Source organism: Pseudomonas sp. R19M, from assembly GCF_050312585.1.
GTDB classification, from domain to species: domain Bacteria; phylum Pseudomonadota; class Gammaproteobacteria; order Pseudomonadales; family Pseudomonadaceae; genus Aquipseudomonas; species Aquipseudomonas palleroniana.
Genome location: NZ_JBNPJV010000105.1, coordinates 1 through 18,209 on the forward strand (window position 1 = coordinate 1; position 18,209 = coordinate 18,209).

Consider the following 18,209-nt stretch of genomic DNA (forward strand, 5'->3'; position numbering starts at 1 on the left):
GTAGGTCATCGTCAAGATTAAATTCCGAAACCCCATTTGCGAAAGCAGATGGGGTTTTGTTTTGGGCGATCGAAAATGCGTAGGGGCCGATGAAGGCTAGAGTTCGGCCATTTCTATGCAATGGCTTTGCGCATGGCTATCATGCGTGCCTCATCGTGAGGCGATATGTGCATGTTGACGTTGTTAGAACTTCTAAAAGATGGCCGATTTCATTCTGGTGAGGCTCTGGGGGCCGCTCTGGGCGTAAGCCGCAGCGCTGTTTGGAAACAGCTTCAACATCTTGAGGCTGAGTTGAATCTGCCCATCCATAAAGTCCGGGGCAGGGGCTATCAACTCGCGTCTCCGCTGGCGTTCCTGAATGCCGAGGAAATTGCGGCGAATTCGGGCTCCACTGTATGGCCTGTCTACATTTCCGACTCTGTTGATTCCACTAATGCTGAAGCTTTGCGTCTTGTTGACGCCGGCAGCGCTGCGCCGTTCCTGGTGCTGGCCGAGCAGCAAACCGCAGGGCGCGGTAGGCGTGGTCGTAAATGGGTCAGTCCATACGCGCAGAATCTGTATTACAGCCTCGTGTTGCGCATTGAGGGCGGGCTGCGGCAGTTGGAGGGCCTCAGTCTGGTTGTGGGGTTGGCGGTCATGCAGGCCCTGCGTGAGGCGGGTGTGCAGCGTGCGGCCTTGAAATGGCCAAACGATGTTTTGGTTGAAGACAAAAAGATTGCCGGTATTTTGCTTGAGTTGGTGGGGGATCCTGCTGACATTTGTCACGTTGTGCTCGGTATCGGTATTAATGTGAATATGCAGAAGGCGGCTGATGTTGATCAGCAATGGACGTCGGTTCAGTTGGAGACTGGGTCTTCGGTCGATCGCAACCATTTGGTTGCAAGGTTGGGTTTGCAGTTGCAGGGCTATCTGGACCGACATAAAAGCCTTGGCTTCTCTGCTCTCCAGGAGGAATGGGAGCAAAATCATTTGTGGCAGGGTAGGGCTGTGTCTCTCATAGCGGGCGTCAACCAAATTGATGGGGTGGTGCTAGGTATCGATCGCCAGGGTGCATTGCGCCTGAGTGTTGATGGTGTCGAGAAAACATACAGCGGTGGTGAGTTAAGCCTGAGGTTGCGTGATGATTCTTGAGCTCGACTGTGGGAATAGCTTCATCAAGTGGCGTGTACTTGGGCCGGATAAAGCGGGAGTCTTGGCTGAGGGGGTGGTTGGCTCGGACGCTTCATTGGTTGAAAGTCTGCTCTCACTTCCAGATCTGTCGCTAACGCGGTGCCGACTAGTGAGCGTTCGAGCTGTCGAGGAGACCGATAAGCTGGTGGAGGTGTTGGAGCGGGTGTTTGGCGTCAGCGTGTCGTGTGCGGCTTCTGCGCGGGAAATGGCGGGGGTGCGTAACGGCTATGAAGAGTTTGAACGACTGGGGCTTGATCGTTGGTTGGCAATGCTTGGGGCATTCAAGTTGGGCTCAAGTGCTTGCCTGGTACTTGATTTCGGCACCGCAGCGACTGCGGACTTTATTGCGGCCGATGGTGAGCACCTGGGGGGCTTCATCTGCCCGGGCATGCCCCTTATGCGCAGTCAATTGCGCACGCATACGCGAAAGATTCGATACGACGATACCGCTGCTGAGCAGGCGCTGGAGCAGCTCTCTCCCGGTCGTACTACCGTGGAAGCGGTTGAGCGAGGTTGTACGCTGATGTTAAGGGGGTTTGTGCTGACTCAGCTTGAGCTTGCCCGAAGTTATTGGGGGGATGAGTTCTCGGTGTTCCTCACGGGGGGGGATGCAGGCTTGGTTGCGGAAGTCGTTCCGCAGGGGCGGCTCGTTCCTGATCTGGTTTTCGTCGGCCTGGCTATGGCGTGCCCTTTGTCCTGAGGTGTTTATGCGTTGGCTGTTTTTGCTTTTGCTTGTGCTCAATGTCTTCTACTACGTCTGGCATCAGCAAGAAGCTCCGTTGCGTGCGAAAGATGTCACTCCATTGAGTCTTTATAAGGGGTCTCAGCAAGATATTCGTCTGCTGAGTGAGTCTTCCGATGGCGTTGCCCGTCGTGATCGAGCCAAGGCTCAGGAGGCTCAAAATACCTGCTTATACGTGGGCGGGTTCTCAGATATGCGGCAGGCGCAGTTGCTTGAGCAGCGCCTCATGAGCTTGGATATAAAGGCCAAGATCCAAACCTTGAACGTTCCTGATGCTTTCGGTTACTGGCTTCGCGTGTCTCCGGAAAGCAGGCGTCTGGCTGATGATCTGCCTTTTGAAAACCTTGCTAAGGAATTCAATGAGTTAAAACATAAAATAATGTTGTGCGAAGGCGTTGCAAGTCTCGAATAGTTTGCATAGAATGGCGCCCGCTTCGCAGTGAAGACCTTTACGGTCTACAGTGTGAAGCGAAGGTCAACGCAGCTAACCTCATATTTTTAAATGAGAAAATGCTTGACAGAAGGTCGGCGTAATGTAAAATGCCGGCTCGCTTAGGAGGGGTTCCCGAGCGGCCAAAGGGATCAGACTGTAAATCTGACGTCTACGACTTCGAAGGTTCGAATCCTTCCCCCTCCACCATTTTTAGCGTGAGCTGCAAGCTCCGCGGGTATAGTTTAGTGGTAGAACCTCAGCCTTCCAAGCTGATGATGCGGGTTCGATTCCCGCTACCCGCTCCAAGTTTGCAGGTTGTGCAAGGTGTTTCGCTCTTGTAGCTCAGTTGGTAGAGCACACCCTTGGTAAGGGTGAGGTCAGCGGTTCAAATCCGCTCAAGAGCTCCATATAACAAGGCAGATATGAAAATATCTGCCTTTGTTTTAACAGCTTATCTCGGCTTGATTGCGTTGTTTCTGGCTTGGTTGTCAGGGTGTTTTCAAGTCTCTTGGGGTTGGTTGTTGTAAAGTCTTTTTCAGGTCTGCATAATGGTCGGCCTGATTTTGTTTTAGGTCAGTAGCTCAATTGGCAGAGCGACGGTCTCCAAAACCGTAGGTTGGGGGTTCGATTCCCTCCTGACCTGCCAGATTCACGTGGTGTGTCTGGCTTTCTTTTCACAGGATCTTCATAGATGACTCCTAAGGCTGAAGCTCAAAGCTCTCGTTTCGATCTGGTCAAGTGGCTCGCTGTAGTCGCTTTGGTGGTCGTAGGCGTTGTTGGCAATCAGTACTATTCTGCTTCGCCGATCCTGTACCGCGTACTTGCTTTGCTTGCTCTTGCTGCTGTAGCTGCCTTTGTAGGCCTGCAGACTGCCAAAGGCAAGTCTTTCGCAGTCCTGGTAAAGGAAGCGCGCACCGAAATTCGTAAAGTCGTTTGGCCGACTCGCCAAGAAACCACGCAGACCACGTTGATCGTTGTGGCTGTTGTTCTGGTTATGGCGTTGCTGTTGTGGGGGCTTGATTCCCTGCTCGGCTGGCTTGTTTCCTTGATTGTTGGCTAAGGGTGTCCCGTGGCTAAGCGTTGGTACGTTGTGCATGCTTACTCGGGTTACGAGAAGCATGTTATGCGCTCTTTGCTGGAGCGCGTAAAGCTTGCAGGCATGGAAGATGGCTTCGGCGAAATTCTGGTTCCCACTGAAGAAGTGGTTGAAATGCGGAATGGCCAGAAGCGTAAGAGCGAGCGCAAGTTCTTCCCTGGCTATGTGCTGGTTCAGATGGACATGAATGAAGGTACTTGGCACTTGGTCAAGGATACTCCTCGTGTCATGGGCTTCATTGGCGGTACTGCTGATAAGCCTGCTCCTATCACTGACAAAGAGGCGGAAGCGATTCTGCGTCGTGTTGCTGATGGTAGTGACAAGCCTAAGCCGAAGACTCTCTTCGAGCCGGGTGAGGTTGTTCGTGTCACAGACGGTCCGTTTGCTGATTTCAACGGTACGGTCGAAGAAGTTAACTACGAGAAGAGCCGGATCCAAGTGGCAGTGCTCATTTTCGGTCGCTCTACTCCGGTAGAGCTGGAGTTCAGCCAGGTCGAGAAGGTCTAGCTGAGCAAGCATCCCAACCCCGCAGCCTTAGGCTGTGGGGTTTTGTCGTCACTGGGATAAACGCGCAAGTAACCGGGGAGCCTTTCGAGGCGTTTGAACCCGTAATTGGAGTGCCTCATGGCCAAGAAGATTACCGCTTACATCAAGCTGCAAGTGAAGGCCGCTCAGGCCAACCCTAGCCCACCCGTCGGTCCAGCTCTGGGTCAACACGGCGTGAACATCATGGAATTCTGCAAGGCCTTCAACGCCCGTACTCAGGGTCTTGAGCCAGGTCTGCCGACTCCAGTGATCATCACTGTATACAGCGACCGTAGCTTCACTTTCGAAACCAAGTCGACCCCGGCTTCGGTTCTGTTGAAGAAAGCTGCTGGTCTGACTAGCGGTTCCGCTCGTCCTAACACCGTTAAAGTCGGCACTGTTACTCGTGCTCAGCTGGAAGAAATCGCGAAAACCAAAAACGCGGATCTGACTGCAGCTGATATGGATGCAGCCGTGCGTACCATCGCCGGTTCTGCTCGTAGCATGGGCCTTAACGTGGAGGGTGTGTAATGGCTAAGCTGACCAAGCGCCAAAAGGCTATCGCCGGCAAAATCGAAGCAGGCAAGGCCTACAGCTTTGTAGACGCCGCTGCCCTGCTGACCGAGCTGTCGACTGTCAAGTTCAGCGAGTCTGTTGACGTTGCTGTAAACTTGGGTGTTGACCCGCGTAAATCCGACCAGGTCGTTCGTAGCGCAACTGTGCTGCCACACGGTACTGGCAAGACTGTACGTGTTGCTGTGTTCACCCAGGGTCCGGCAGCTGAAGCTGCTCTGGCCGCTGGCGCTGATCGCGTTGGCATGGACGACCTGGCTGCCGAAATGAAAGGCGGCGACCTGAACTATGACGTAGTTATTGCTTCCCCGGATGCAATGCGCGTTGTAGGTCAGTTGGGTCAGATCCTCGGTCCACGCGGCCTGATGCCTAACCCTAAGGTTGGTACCGTAACTCCAGACGTAGCCACCGCGGTTAAAAACGCCAAGGCTGGTCAGGTTCGTTATCGCACCGACAAAAACGGCATCATTCACACCTCCGTTGGCAAAGTCGGCTTTGATGCCGTCAAGCTGAAGGAAAACGTTGAAGCCCTGATCGCTGATCTGAAGCGTATCAAGCCGGCTTCCTCGAAAGGTATCTACGTTAAGCGCGTAACCCTGAGCACCACTATGGGCCCAGGTCTGGTCATCGACCAAGGCTCGCTGGACGTATAAGACACAGATTGGCGCAGGAGACTGCGTCAATTGAAAAAATTGGGGTCCCTGCCTGGCGGGGGCTATCCAAGACCGTAGGCGGCGCAAGTCTTAAACCACAAGCCTACGCAGATGGTGCTCCCGGTTCCTTACCGAATCAGACACCAAAACGACATCCGGCTTCGGCCAGATGAAACGGTAACAAGCAGGAGTTAAACCCGTGGCAATTAATCTCGAAGACAAGAAGGCCATCGTCGCTGAAGTCAACGAGGCTGCCAAAGCTGCTCTGTCCGCTGTCGTGGCTGATGCCCGTGGTGTGACAGTAGGCGCTATGACCGGACTCCGTAAAGAGGCTCGTGAAGCTGGCGTATACGTACGTGTTGTACGTAACACCCTGCTCAAGCGCGCTGTTGCTGACACTGAATACAGTGTTCTCAACGACGTGTTCACCGGCCCGACTCTGATCGCTTTCTCCAAAGAGCATCCAGGCGCTGCTGCCCGTTTGTTCAAAGAGTTTGCCAAGAGTCAGGATAAGTTCGAGATCAAGGCAGCTGCGTTCGAGGGCAAGTTCCTCGCAGCTAACCAAATCGACGTACTGGCAACACTGCCGACCCGCGACGAAGCCATTTCGCAGCTGATGAGCGTGATTCAAGGCGCTACCAGCAAGCTGGCTCGTACTCTGGCTGCAGTTCGCGAGCAAAAAGAAGCTGCCGCAGCCTAAGGCTGAGCGACTTCTCTCGCGTATTTTTGTTTATTTCGATGGCCGCGTAGGCCGTCCCCCAATTCAGGAAATACAGTAATGTCTATCTCCCAAGAAGATATCCTCAACGCCGTAGCTGAAATGTCGGTTCTGCAGGTTGTTGAGCTGATCAAAGCTTTCGAAGAAAAATTCGGCGTTTCCGCTGCTGCTGCTTCCGCCGGCCCAGCCGCTGTTGCTGCTGTTGCTGAAGAGCAAACCGAATTCAACGTCATGCTGACCGAAGCTGGCGAGAAGAAAGTAAACGTGATCAAGGCAGTACGTGAACTGACCGGTCTGGGCCTGAAAGAAGCCAAGGCTGTAGTTGACGGCGCTCCTGCCATGGTTCTGGAAGCTGTTGCCAAAGACGCAGCTGACAAAGCCAAAGCAGTACTGGAAGAAGCAGGCGCTAAAGTCGAGCTGAAGTAAGCATCGACCTTGCGTCTCCAGCCCAAGCGTTAAGCTGAAGGCTGATGGCTGGTGGCTCTTGCCACCGGCCTTTTTCCGTTCTTGGCTGTCGACTCGGTCGCCGCCATTAACGCGCTGTAGCCACCCGATGCGGTGGTGCAAACCATGGGGTTTGCAAGATTTTCTGGCTGCTCCCGTCGGAGGGGCCAAACAAGCAGGTGACCAAGCTGGGGAACGCTGATGGCTTACTCATATACTGAGAAAAAACGTATCCGCAAGGACTTTAGCAAGTTGCCGGACGTCATGGATGTCCCGTACCTTCTGGCTATCCAGCTGGATTCGTATCGTGAATTCTTGCAGGCGGGAGCGACCAAAGATCAGTTCCGCGACGTGGGCCTGCATGCGGCCTTCAAATCCGTTTTCCCGATCATCAGCTACTCCGGCAATGCTGCGCTGGAGTACGTCGGTTATCGCCTGGGCGAACCGGCATTTGATGTCAAAGAATGCGTGTTGCGCGGTGTTACGTACGCCGTACCGTTGCGGGTAAAAGTCCGCCTGATCATTTTCGATAAAGAATCGTCGAACAAAGCGATCAAGGACATCAAAGAGCAAGAAGTCTACATGGGCGAAATCCCATTGATGACTGAAAACGGTACCTTCGTAATCAACGGTACCGAGCGTGTAATCGTTTCCCAGCTGCACCGTTCCCCGGGCGTGTTCTTTGACCACGACCGCGGCAAGACGCACAGCTCCGGTAAGCTCCTGTACTCCGCGCGGATCATTCCGTACCGCGGTTCGTGGTTGGACTTCGAGTTCGACCCGAAAGACTGCGTGTTCGTGCGTATCGACCGTCGTCGCAAGCTGCCGGCCTCGGTACTGCTGCGCGCACTCGGTTATACCACTGAGCAAGTGCTGGATGCCTTCTACACCACCAACGTATTCAGCCTGAAGGGTGAAACCCTCAGCCTGGAATTGGTGCCTTCGCGCCTGCGTGGTGAAATTGCCGTTCTGGATATCCAGGACGAGAAGGGCAAGGTTATTGTTGAGGCTGGTCGCCGTATCACTGCGCGCCACATCAACCAGATCGAAAAAGCCGGTATCAAAGAGCTGGAAGTGCCTCTGGACTACGTTCTGGGTCGCACCACCGCCAAGGTCATCGTTCACCCGGCTACAGGCGAAATCCTGGCTGAGTGCAACACCGAGCTGAACACCGAGATCCTGGCCAAGATCGCCAAGGCTCAGGTTGTTCGCATCGAGACTCTGTACACCAACGATATCGACTGCGGTCCGTTCATCTCCGATACTCTGAAGATCGACTCCACCAGCAACCAATTGGAAGCGCTGGTCGAGATCTATCGCATGATGCGTCCTGGTGAGCCACCGACCAAAGACGCTGCCGAAACCCTGTTCAACAACCTGTTCTTCAGCCCTGAGCGCTATGACCTGTCTGCGGTCGGCCGGATGAAGTTCAACCGTCGTATCGGTCGCACCGAGATCGAAGGTTCGGGCGTACTGTGCAAGGAAGACATTGTTGCGGTCCTGAAGACCCTGGTCGACATCCGTAACGGCAAAGGCATCGTCGACGACATCGACCACTTGGGTAACCGTCGCGTTCGCTGCGTAGGCGAAATGGCCGAGAACCAGTTCCGCGTTGGCCTGGTGCGTGTTGAGCGTGCGGTCAAAGAGCGTCTGTCGATGGCTGAAAGCGAAGGCCTGATGCCGCAAGACCTGATCAACGCCAAGCCAGTGGCTGCGGCGGTGAAAGAGTTCTTCGGTTCCAGCCAGCTCTCGCAGTTCATGGACCAGAACAACCCGCTCTCCGAGATCACCCACAAGCGCCGTGTATCCGCACTGGGCCCGGGTGGTCTGACCCGTGAGCGTGCAGGCTTTGAGGTTCGTGACGTACACCCGACGCACTACGGTCGTGTTTGCCCGATCGAAACGCCGGAAGGTCCGAACATCGGTCTGATCAACTCCTTGGCTGCGTACGCGCGCACCAACCAGTACGGCTTCCTCGAGAGCCCGTACCGTGTGGTTAAGGACGCTCTGGTCACCGACGAAATCGTTTTCCTGTCCGCCATTGAAGAAGCTGATCACGTGATCGCTCAGGCCTCGGCCACGATGAGTGACAAGAAAGTCCTGATCGATGAGCTGGTAGCTGTTCGTCACTTGAATGAGTTCACCGTCAAGGCGCCGGAAGACGTCACCTTGATGGACGTTTCGCCGAAGCAGGTAGTTTCGGTTGCAGCGTCGTTGATCCCGTTCCTGGAGCACGACGACGCCAACCGTGCGTTGATGGGTTCCAACATGCAGCGTCAAGCTGTACCCACCCTGCGTGCTGACAAGCCGCTGGTAGGTACCGGCATGGAGCGTAACGTAGCGCGTGACTCCGGCGTTTGCGTCGTGGCGCGTCGTGGTGGCGTGATCGACTCCGTTGATGCCAGCCGTATCGTGGTTCGTGTTGCTGATGACGAAGTTGAAACCGGCGAAGCTGGTGTCGACATCTACAACCTGACCAAGTACACCCGCTCGAACCAGAACACCTGCATCAACCAGCGTCCGCTGGTGAGCAAGGGTGATCGCGTTCAGCGTAGCGACATCATGGCTGACGGCCCGTCCACCGACATGGGTGAGCTGGCTCTGGGTCAGAACATGCGTATCGCGTTCATGGCGTGGAACGGCTTCAACTTCGAAGACTCCATCTGCCTGTCCGAGCGTGTTGTTCAAGAAGACCGCTTCACCACGATCCACATTCAGGAACTGACCTGTGTGGCTCGTGACACCAAGCTTGGGCCAGAAGAGATCACTGCGGACATCCCGAACGTGGGTGAAGCTGCACTGAACAAGCTGGACGAAGCCGGTATCGTTTACGTAGGTGCTGAAGTTGGCGCAGGCGACATCCTGGTTGGTAAGGTCACTCCGAAAGGCGAGACTCAGCTGACTCCGGAAGAGAAGCTGCTGCGTGCCATCTTCGGTGAAAAAGCCAGCGACGTTAAAGACACCTCCCTGCGTGTGCCTACCGGCACCAAAGGTACTGTCATCGACGTACAAGTCTTCACCCGTGACGGTGTTGAGCGTGATGCTCGTGCACTGTCCATCGAGAAGACTCAACTCGACGAGATCCGTAAGGACCTGAACGAAGAGTTCCGCATCGTTGAAGGCGCGACCTTCGAACGTCTGCGTTCCGCTCTGGTAGGCCACAAGGCCGAAGGTGGCGCAGGTCTGAAGAAAGGTCAGGACATCACCGATGAAGTTCTCGACGGTCTTGAGCACGGCCAGTGGTTCAAACTGCGCATGGCTGAAGATGCTCTGAACGAGCAGCTCGAGAAGGCTCAGGCCTACATCGTTGATCGTCGCCGTCTGTTGGACGACAAGTTCGAAGACAAGAAGCGCAAACTGCAGCAGGGCGATGACCTGGCTCCAGGCGTGCTGAAAATCGTCAAGGTTTACCTGGCAATCCGTCGCCGCATCCAGCCGGGCGACAAGATGGCCGGTCGTCACGGTAACAAGGGTGTGGTCTCTGTGATCATGCCGGTTGAAGACATGCCGCACGATGCCAATGGCACCCCGGTCGACGTCGTCCTCAACCCGTTGGGCGTACCTTCGCGTATGAACGTTGGTCAGATCCTCGAAACTCACCTGGGCCTCGCGGCCAAAGGTCTGGGCGAGAAGATCAATCGTATGATCGAAGAGCAACGCAAGGTCGCTGACCTGCGTAAGTTCCTGCACGAGATCTACAACGAGATCGGCGGTCGCAACGAAGAGCTGGACACCTTCTCCGACCAGGAAATCCTGGATCTGGCGAAGAACCTGCGCGGCGGCGTTCCAATGGCTACCCCGGTGTTCGACGGTGCCAAGGAAAGCGAAATCAAGGCCATGCTGAAACTGGCAGACCTGCCAGAAAGCGGCCAGATGCAGCTGTTCGACGGTCGTACCGGCAACAAGTTCGAGCGCCCGGTTACTGTTGGCTACATGTACATGCTGAAGCTGAACCACTTGGTAGACGACAAGATGCACGCTCGTTCTACCGGTTCGTACAGCCTGGTTACCCAGCAGCCGCTGGGTGGTAAGGCTCAGTTCGGTGGTCAGCGTTTCGGGGAGATGGAGGTCTGGGCACTGGAAGCATACGGTGCTGCTTACACTCTGCAAGAAATGCTCACAGTGAAGTCGGACGATGTGAACGGTCGGACCAAGATGTACAAAAACATCGTGGACGGCGATCACCGTATGGAGCCGGGCATGCCCGAGTCCTTCAACGTGTTGATCAAAGAAATTCGTTCCCTCGGCATCGATATCGATCTGGAAACCGAATAACACGTGACGCGAATCGAGAGCGGGGCCGTTTAGCCCGCTCTCTGCTCCGCCAGGAGGAAAGGCCTTGAAAGACCTACTGAATTTGCTGAAAAACCAGGGTCAAGTCGAAGAGTTCGACGCCATCCGTATTGGGTTGGCATCGCCTGAGATGATCCGTTCGTGGTCGTTCGGTGAAGTTAAAAAACCGGAAACCATCAACTACCGTACGTTCAAACCCGAGCGTGACGGCCTGTTCTGCGCCAAGATCTTTGGCCCGGTAAAGGATTACGAGTGCCTGTGCGGTAAGTACAAGCGCTTGAAGCACCGTGGTGTGATCTGCGAGAAGTGCGGCGTTGAAGTTGCGCTGGCCAAAGTTCGTCGTGAGCGCATGGCGCACATCGAACTGGCTTCGCCGGTTGCCCACATCTGGTTCCTGAAATCGCTGCCGTCCCGTATCGGCTTGCTGATGGACATGACCCTGCGTGATATCGAGCGCGTTCTCTACTTCGAGAGCTATGTCGTTATCGATCCAGGCATGACCACCCTTGAAAAAGGTCAGCTGCTGAACGACGAGCAGTACTTCGAAGCGCTGGAAGAGTTCGGCGACGATTTCGATGCCCGCATGGGTGCCGAAGCTGTCCGCGAACTGCTGCACGCTATCGACCTGGAGCACGAGATTGGTCGTCTGCGTGAAGAAATTCCGCAAACCAACTCTGAAACCAAGATCAAGAAGCTGTCCAAGCGTCTGAAGTTGATGGAAGCCTTCCAAGGCTCCGGTAACTTGCCAGAGTGGATGGTGCTGACCGTTCTGCCGGTTCTGCCGCCAGACCTGCGTCCGCTGGTACCGTTGGATGGTGGCCGTTTCGCAACGTCCGACCTCAACGACCTGTACCGCCGCGTGATCAACCGTAACAACCGCTTGAAGCGCCTGCTTGATCTGTCCGCTCCGGACATCATCGTGCGCAACGAAAAGCGTATGTTGCAGGAAGCTGTCGATGCCCTGCTCGACAACGGTCGTCGTGGCCGCGCTATCACCGGTTCCAACAAGCGTCCTCTGAAATCCTTGGCTGACATGATCAAGGGTAAGCAAGGTCGTTTCCGTCAGAACTTGCTCGGTAAGCGTGTTGACTACTCCGGTCGTTCGGTAATTACCGTAGGCCCGACCCTGCGCCTGCACCAGTGCGGTCTGCCTAAGAAGATGGCTCTCGAGCTGTTCAAGCCGTTCATCTTCGGCAAGCTGGAAATGCGCGGTCTCGCGACCACCATCAAAGCGGCCAAGAAAATGGTCGAGCGCGAACTGCCAGAGGTTTGGGACGTTCTCGCTGAAGTGATTCGCGAACACCCGGTTCTCCTCAACCGTGCACCGACCCTTCACCGTCTGGGTATCCAGGCGTTTGAACCGGTACTGATCGAAGGCAAGGCTATCCAGCTGCACCCTCTGGTCTGTGCTGCGTACAACGCCGACTTCGACGGCGACCAAATGGCCGTGCACGTACCGCTGACACTGGAAGCCCAGTTGGAAGCGCGTGCGTTGATGATGTCGACCAACAACATTCTGTCGCCAGCCAACGGTGAGCCAATCATCGTTCCGTCGCAGGACGTTGTATTGGGTCTGTACTACATGACTCGTGAAGCGATCAACGCCAAGGGCGAAGGTCGTGTGTTCGCTGACCTGCAAGAAGTTGACCGTGTGTTCCGTGCCGGCGAAGCCGCGCTGCATGCCAAGGTCAAAGTGCGGATCAACGAAACCGTCAACGACCGTGACGGCGGCAGCGTGACCAACACCCGTATCGTCGACACCACTGTCGGCCGTGCGCTGTTGTATCAAGTTGTGCCAAAAGGTCTGTCGTACGACGTCGTCAACCTGCCGATGAAGAAAAAGGCGATCTCCAAGCTGATCAACCAGTGCTACCGCGTGGTTGGTTTGAAAGAGACCGTTATCTTCGCCGACCAGTTGATGTACACCGGTTTTGCTTATTCGACCATTTCCGGCGTTTCCATCGGTGTTAACGACTTCGTTATCCCGGATGAAAAAGCCCGCATCATCGGTGCCGCCACCGACGAAGTGAAAGAAATCGAGAGCCAGTATGCGTCCGGCCTGGTAACCCAGGGCGAGAAGTACAACAAGGTGATCGACCTTTGGTCCAAGGCGAACGACGAAGTTTCCAAGGCGATGATGGCCAACCTCTCGAAAGAGAAAGTCATCGACCGTCACGGCGACGAAGTTGAGCAAGAGTCCTTCAACTCGATGTACATGATGGCCGACTCGGGCGCACGGGGTTCTGCTGCGCAGATCCGTCAGCTCGCCGGTATGCGTGGCCTGATGGCCAAGCCGGACGGTTCCATCATTGAAACGCCGATTACTGCGAACTTCCGTGAAGGTTTGAGCGTACTTCAGTACTTCATCTCCACTCACGGTGCTCGTAAAGGTCTGGCGGATACCGCGTTGAAAACGGCTAACTCCGGTTACCTGACTCGTCGTCTGGTAGACGTTGCACAAGATCTGGTTGTAACCGAGATCGATTGCGGCACCGAGCATGGCCTGCTGATGACTCCGCACATTGAAGGCGGTGACGTTGTAGAGCCGCTGGGTGAGCGCGTATTGGGTCGTGTTATTGCCCGTGACGTATTCAAGCCGGGTACCGAGGAAGTTATCGTTCCTGCCGGCACTCTGGTTGATGAGAAGTGGGTCGAGTTCATCGAACTCAACAGCATCGACGAAGTGATCGTTCGTTCGCCGATCAGCTGTGAAACCCGCTATGGCATTTGCGCCAAGTGCTACGGCCGCGACCTGGCTCGTGGTCACCAGGTGAACATCGGTGAGTCGGTTGGCGTAATCGCTGCCCAGTCCATCGGTGAGCCGGGTACCCAGTTGACGATGCGTACGTTCCACATCGGTGGTGCGGCAAGCCGGACCTCCGCAGCTGACAGCGTTCAGGTGAAAAATGGCGGTACCGTCCGTCTGCACAACCTGAAACACGTTGAGCGAGTGGATGGCCACCTGGTTGCCGTTTCCCGTTCCGGTGAGCTGGCAATCGCTGATGACTTCGGTCGTGAGCGTGAGCGCTACAAGCTGCCGTACGGTGCTGTGATTTCGGTTAAAGAAGGTGACAAGGTCGACGCTGGCGCAATCGTGGCCAAGTGGGACCCGCACACTCACCCGATCGTTACCGAAATGAAAGGTACCGTGACCTACGTGGGCATGGAAGAAGGCATCACGATCAAGCGTCAGACTGACGAATTGACCGGTATGACCAACATTGAAGTTCTCGATCCGAAAGATCGTCCAGCTGCCGGTAAAGACATCCGTCCTGCCGTGAAGATGGTTGATGACAACGGCAAGGATCTGTTGCTGCCAGGCACTGACGTAATCGCTCAGTACTTCCTGCCAGCCAACGCCCTGGTCGGTGTAGCGGATGGTGCGAAGATCGCGATCGGTGATGTTATCGCGCGTATCCCGCAAGAAACTTCGAAGACCCGTGACATCACCGGTGGTCTGCCGCGTGTTGCCGACTTGTTCGAAGCTCGTCGTCCGAAGGAAGCGTCGATTCTGGCTGAAGTCAGCGGCACCATCGCGTTCGGTAAAGAGACCAAGGGCAAGCGCCGTCTGGTCATTACCCCGAACGACGGTAGCGATCCGTATGAAGAGCTGATTCCGAAGTGGCGTCACCTGAACGTGTTCGAAGGCGAGCAGGTAAACCGCGGCGAAGTTATCTCCGACGGTCCGAGCGATCCACACGACATCCTGCGTCTGCTGGGTGTGAGTGCGCTCGCCAAGTACATCGTCAACGAGATCCAGGACGTTTACCGCCTGCAAGGCGTGAAGATCAACGATAAGCACATCGAGACCATCCTGCGTCAGATGCTGCGTAAAGTTGAGATCTCCGAGTCCGGCGATTCCAGCTTCATCAAGGGCGACCAGATGGAACTGACTCACGTACTGGTAGAGAACGAGAAGCTGGCAGCCGAAGACAAGTTCGTCGCCAAGTTCACTCGCGTGTTGCTGGGTATCACCAAGGCGTCGTTGTCGACTGAGTCGTTCATCTCGGCGGCCTCCTTCCAGGAGACCACTCGCGTACTGACCGAAGCAGCGGTAACCGGCAAGCGCGATTACCTGCGCGGCCTGAAAGAAAACGTGGTCGTGGGTCGTCTGATCCCGGCGGGTACCGGTTTGGCATACCACAGCGAGCGTAAGCGTCGCCGTGATGCTGACAAGCCGCTGCGCGTTAGCGCCAGTGAAGTGGAAGCTGCACTGACCGAAGCGCTGAACTCTAGCGGTAACTGAGTTCTGCGATAAATAAGTCTGGGCCCTGGCAGCCCCCATTCGTCGGATCGAGGCATTTTTGCCCCGGTTCGATGGAAGGGGAGGTCGGGGCCTTGCCTTGACTGGGGGCAAGATCCTCTTTAGACTCTTGTACCCCTAAATTTGGCGGGAATGCGTTCCTGCCATTTTGCTTTTCTTGCAAGACAATAGCGTCGCAAGACAACAGTGGAGCTAGTAGATGGCAACTATCAACCAGCTGGTACGTCAGCCGCGTAAGCGTATCGTCGAGAAATCCGACGTACCTGCGCTGCAGAACTGCCCGCAACGTCGTGGCGTATGCACCCGTGTGTATACCACCACGCCGAAAAAACCTAACTCGGCACTGCGTAAAGTATGCCGTGTGCGTCTGACCAACGGTTTCGAGGTTTCCTCGTACATCGGTGGTGAAGGCCACAACCTGCAAGAGCACAGCGTGGTACTGATCCGCGGCGGTCGTGTAAAAGACTTGCCAGGTGTTCGTTACCACACCGTACGCGGTTCCTTGGATACTTCCGGCGTTAAAGGTCGTAACCAGGGTCGTTCGAAGTACGGTACCAAGAAGCCTAAGTAGTAGCGGCTTTTTGTAAAACTGAATCATCTTATTTTCTGAGTCGATAAGAGTAAGGTCGGAGGCGTCCCGAAAGGGCACCGATTCCGAGCGAACCTGAAGACCGTTTGAGGGCTTATCCATGCCAAGAAGACGCGTAGCAGCCAAGCGCGAAGTGCTTGACGATCCAAAATACGGAAGCCAAATTCTGGCCAAGTTCATGAACCACGTGATGGAAAGCGGCAAGAAAGCCGTTGCCGAGCGTATCGTTTATGGCGCGCTGGAAAAGGTTAAAGAACGCAAGAACAGCGACCCCCTGGAAATCTTCGAGAAAGCTCTCGACGCCATCGCTCCGCTGGTCGAAGTGAAGTCGCGCCGTGTAGGCGGTGCTACTTACCAGGTTCCGGTTGAAGTTCGTCCGTCCCGTCGTAACGCTCTGGCAATGCGCTGGTTGGTAGACTTCGCCCGTAAGCGCGGCGAGAAGTCTATGGCTCTGCGTTTGGCTGGCGAACTGTTGGACGCTGCCGAAGGTAAAGGTGCTGCTGTTAAGAAGCGTGAAGACGTGCACCGTATGGCTGAAGCTAACAAAGCTTTCTCGCACTACCGCTTCTAATTTTAGCTTCACTAATTTTGCGAGGGCTTTATGGCTCGTACTACTCCGATTAGCCGCTACCGTAACATCGGTATCGTCGCTCACGTGGATGCTGGTAAAACCACCACCACCGAGCGCGTACTGTTTTACACCGGCAAAAGTCACAAAATGGGCGAGGTGCATGATGGCGCCGCGACCACAGACTGGATGGTTCAGGAGCAGGAGCGTGGTATTACCATTACTTCTGCTGCCATTACCGCCTTCTGGAAAGGTTCCGAGAAGCAGTACAAAGACGAGCACCGCTTCAACGTAATCGATACCCCAGGCCACGTAGACTTCACTATTGAAGTTGAACGTTCCCTGCGCGTACTCGACGGCGCTGTCGTTGTGTTCTGTGGTACCTCGGGTGTTGAGCCTCAGTCGGAGACCGTATGGCGTCAGGCCAACAAATACGGCGTTCCACGTCTTGTTTACGTAAACAAGATGGACCGTGCTGGCGCCAACTTCCTGCGCGTGATCGGTCAGATCAAGCAGCGTCTGGGTCACACTCCGGTGCCAATCCAATTGGCTATCGGTTCCGAAGACAACTTCCAGGGTCAGATCGATCTGATCAACATGGAAGCTGTTTACTGGAATGACGCTGACAAAGGCATGGTTCCTGTTCGCAAGCCTATCCCTGCCGAGCTTCAAGAGCTGGCTGACGAGTGGCGCAACAACATGGTTGAGGCTGCTGCCGAAGCCAGCGAAGAGCTGATGAACAAGTACCTCGAAGGTGAAGAACTCACCAACGCGGAAATCAAGGCCGCTCTGCGTCAGCGTACTATCGCTGGCGAAATCGTCCTGGCTGTTTGCGGTTCTTCCTTCAAGAACAAGGGTGTTCCCCTGGTTCTCGACGCCGTTATCGACTTCCTGCCTGCTCCAACCGACATTCCTGCTATCAAGGGTTCCAACCCTGATAACGAGGAAGAAGAGATGGAGCGTCATGCTGACGACAGCGAGCCGTTCTCGGCCCTGGCGTTCAAGATCGCTACCGACCCATTCGTGGGTACCTTGACCTTCGTCCGCGTTTACTCGGGCGTGTTGGCATCCGGCGACGGCGTGATCAACTCGGTTAAAGGCAAGAAAGAGCGCGTGGGTCGTATGGTGCAGATGCACGCAAACGCCCGTGAAGAGATCAAGGAAGTTCGCGCTGGTGACATCGCGGCCCTGATCGGCATGAAGGACGTCACCACTGGTGAGACTTTGTGCGACGCTGCCAAGCCAATCATCCTGGTTCGCATGGACTTCCCGGAGCCGGTTATTTCGGTTGCCGTAGAGCCTAAGACCAAGGATGACCAGGAAAAAATGGGTATCGCTCTGGGCAAGCTTGCTCAGGAAGATCCATCTTTCCGCGTCAAGACTGATGAAGAGACTGGTCAAACGATCATCTCCGGCATGGGCGAGCTGCACCTGGACATCCTGGTTGACCGGATGCGCCGTGAGTTCAACGTCGAAGCCAACATCGGTAAGCCTCAGGTTTCCTATCGTGAGCGCATCACGAAGAACTGTGAAATCGAAGGCAAGTTCGTTCGTCAGTCCGGCGGTCGTGGTCAGTTCGGTCACTGCTGGATCCGTTTTGCTCCTGCTGACGAAGGTCAGGAAGGTCTGCAATTCTTGAACGAAGTAGTGGGTGGTGTTGTTCCTAAGGAATACATCCCTGCTATCCAGAAGGGTATCGAAGAGCAGATGAAGAACGGTGTTGTTGCCGGCTATCCGCTGATCGGCCTGAAAGCAACCGTTTTTGACGGTTCTTACCACGACGTCGACTCCAACGAGATGGCGTTTAAGGTGGCTGCTTCCATGGCAACCAAGCAACTGGCCCAGAAGGGCGGTGGTGAGTTGCTTGAGCCAATCATGGCGGTAGAAGTTGTTACACCTGAAGACTATATGGGTGATGTCATGGGCGACCTTAACCGTCGTCGCGGCATGATCTTGGGTATGGAAGACACGGTTTCCGGCAAAGTGATTCGCGCCGAGGTTCCGCTGGGTGAGATGTTCGGTTATGCGACCGACGTTCGCTCCATGTCCCAGGGTCGCGCAAGCTACTCTATGGAATTCAAAAAATACAACACAGCTCCGGCGCACATCGCTGAAACTGTATCCAAAAAACAAGGCTGATT

Annotated in this window: 14 protein-coding genes and 4 tRNA genes; all 18 read left to right on the plus strand. The window is 55.2% G+C overall.

Going from position 1 to position 18,209, the window contains the following annotated elements:
• Positions 1-171: 171 nt before the first annotated feature.
• The 18 genes from birA (at position 172) to fusA (ending at position 18,207) form a co-directional block, all read left to right on the plus strand.
• A complete protein-coding gene (gene birA / locus ACQRBT_RS26570; protein ID WP_161548484.1) occupies positions 172-1,131 on the plus strand; it encodes a bifunctional biotin--[acetyl-CoA-carboxylase] ligase/biotin operon repressor BirA in 960 nt (319 codons plus the stop codon).
• Positions 1,121-1,870: a pantothenate kinase gene (locus tag ACQRBT_RS26575; protein WP_412047446.1), complete on the plus strand. Its 750-nt coding sequence runs from the start codon at positions 1,121-1,123 to the stop codon at positions 1,868-1,870. The genes birA and ACQRBT_RS26575 overlap by 11 nt, the downstream gene beginning before the upstream one ends.
• Positions 1,871-1,877: 7 nt before the next feature.
• On the plus strand, positions 1,878-2,324 hold the full coding sequence (locus tag ACQRBT_RS26580) for a hypothetical protein (RefSeq protein WP_090365554.1): 447 nt from the start codon (positions 1,878-1,880) through the stop codon (positions 2,322-2,324).
• 143 nt (positions 2,325-2,467) lie between these two features.
• Positions 2,468-2,552: transfer RNA gene (locus ACQRBT_RS26585), tRNA-Tyr, on the plus strand.
• Between the two features lie 24 nt (positions 2,553-2,576).
• A tRNA-Gly gene (locus ACQRBT_RS26590) sits at positions 2,577-2,650 on the plus strand.
• Positions 2,651-2,676: 26 nt separating this feature from the next.
• Positions 2,677-2,752 (plus strand) — tRNA-Thr (locus ACQRBT_RS26595).
• Positions 2,753-2,915: 163 nt separating this feature from the next.
• Positions 2,916-2,991: transfer RNA gene (locus tag ACQRBT_RS26600), tRNA-Trp, on the plus strand.
• A gap of 45 nt (positions 2,992-3,036) precedes the next feature.
• A complete protein-coding gene (gene secE / locus ACQRBT_RS26605; RefSeq protein WP_003194658.1) occupies positions 3,037-3,405 on the plus strand; it encodes a preprotein translocase subunit SecE in 369 nt (122 codons plus the stop codon).
• Between the two features lie 9 nt (positions 3,406-3,414).
• Positions 3,415-3,948, plus strand: a complete 534-nt coding sequence (nusG, locus tag ACQRBT_RS26610) for a transcription termination/antitermination protein NusG (protein WP_003176436.1) — start codon at positions 3,415-3,417, stop codon at positions 3,946-3,948.
• 117 nt (positions 3,949-4,065) lie between these two features.
• Positions 4,066-4,497 (plus strand): 50S ribosomal protein L11, encoded by a 432-nt coding sequence (gene rplK, locus ACQRBT_RS26615; RefSeq protein ID WP_003176435.1) that lies wholly within the window; start codon positions 4,066-4,068, stop codon positions 4,495-4,497.
• Entirely contained in the window at positions 4,497-5,192 is a 696-nt protein-coding gene (rplA, locus tag ACQRBT_RS26620; RefSeq protein WP_032884532.1) for a 50S ribosomal protein L1, read from the plus strand. Before rplK ends, rplA begins: the two co-directional genes overlap by 1 nt.
• 199 nt (positions 5,193-5,391) lie before the next feature.
• Entirely contained in the window at positions 5,392-5,892 is a 501-nt protein-coding gene (gene rplJ / locus ACQRBT_RS26625; RefSeq protein ID WP_016969477.1) for a 50S ribosomal protein L10, read from the plus strand.
• A gap of 78 nt (positions 5,893-5,970) precedes the next feature.
• The gene (gene rplL / locus ACQRBT_RS26630; protein WP_060755290.1) at positions 5,971-6,336 is read left to right on the plus strand and encodes a 50S ribosomal protein L7/L12; all 366 of its coding nucleotides are present in this window, start codon (positions 5,971-5,973) and stop codon (positions 6,334-6,336) included.
• Between the two features lie 219 nt (positions 6,337-6,555).
• On the plus strand, positions 6,556-10,629 hold the full coding sequence (gene rpoB / locus ACQRBT_RS26635) for a DNA-directed RNA polymerase subunit beta (protein WP_060755289.1): 4,074 nt from the start codon (positions 6,556-6,558) through the stop codon (positions 10,627-10,629).
• Positions 10,630-10,693: 64 nt separating this feature from the next.
• Positions 10,694-14,893 carry a DNA-directed RNA polymerase subunit beta' gene (gene rpoC, locus ACQRBT_RS26640; protein WP_090365559.1) on the plus strand — a complete coding sequence of 1,400 codons (4,200 nt, stop codon included), beginning with the start codon at positions 10,694-10,696 and terminating at the stop codon, positions 14,891-14,893.
• Between the two features lie 217 nt (positions 14,894-15,110).
• Complete coding sequence (gene rpsL, locus ACQRBT_RS26645; protein ID WP_002555494.1) at positions 15,111-15,482, plus strand: 30S ribosomal protein S12; 372 nt, start codon at positions 15,111-15,113, stop codon at positions 15,480-15,482.
• A gap of 118 nt (positions 15,483-15,600) precedes the next feature.
• The gene (rpsG, locus tag ACQRBT_RS26650; protein ID WP_002555493.1) at positions 15,601-16,071 is read left to right on the plus strand and encodes a 30S ribosomal protein S7; all 471 of its coding nucleotides are present in this window, start codon (positions 15,601-15,603) and stop codon (positions 16,069-16,071) included.
• 30 nt (positions 16,072-16,101) lie between these two features.
• Entirely contained in the window at positions 16,102-18,207 is a 2,106-nt protein-coding gene (gene fusA / locus ACQRBT_RS26655) for an elongation factor G (RefSeq protein ID WP_060755287.1), read from the plus strand.
• The last annotated feature ends 2 nt before the right edge of the window (positions 18,208-18,209 follow it).

Bases quoted from the DNA above. Each gene is read 5' to 3' on its own strand.
- rpsG (WP_002555493.1), top strand. From the start codon at position 15,601: ATGCCAAGAAGACGCGTAGCAGCCAAGCGCGAAGTGCTTGACGATCCA.
- fusA (WP_060755287.1), top strand. From the start codon at position 16,102: ATGGCTCGTACTACTCCGATTAGCCGCTACCGTAACATCGGTATCGTC.
- rplA (WP_032884532.1), top strand. From the start codon at position 4,497: ATGGCTAAGCTGACCAAGCGCCAAAAGGCTATCGCCGGCAAAATCGAA.
- secE (WP_003194658.1), top strand. From the start codon at position 3,037: ATGACTCCTAAGGCTGAAGCTCAAAGCTCTCGTTTCGATCTGGTCAAG.
- ACQRBT_RS26580 (WP_090365554.1), top strand. From the start codon at position 1,878: ATGCGTTGGCTGTTTTTGCTTTTGCTTGTGCTCAATGTCTTCTACTAC.
- rpoB (WP_060755289.1), top strand. From the start codon at position 6,556: ATGGCTTACTCATATACTGAGAAAAAACGTATCCGCAAGGACTTTAGC.
- rpsL (WP_002555494.1), top strand. From the start codon at position 15,111: ATGGCAACTATCAACCAGCTGGTACGTCAGCCGCGTAAGCGTATCGTC.
- rplL (WP_060755290.1), top strand. From the start codon at position 5,971: ATGTCTATCTCCCAAGAAGATATCCTCAACGCCGTAGCTGAAATGTCG.
- rplK (WP_003176435.1), top strand. From the start codon at position 4,066: ATGGCCAAGAAGATTACCGCTTACATCAAGCTGCAAGTGAAGGCCGCT.
- birA (WP_161548484.1), top strand. From the start codon at position 172: ATGTTGACGTTGTTAGAACTTCTAAAAGATGGCCGATTTCATTCTGGT.
- ACQRBT_RS26575 (WP_412047446.1), top strand. From the start codon at position 1,121: ATGATTCTTGAGCTCGACTGTGGGAATAGCTTCATCAAGTGGCGTGTA.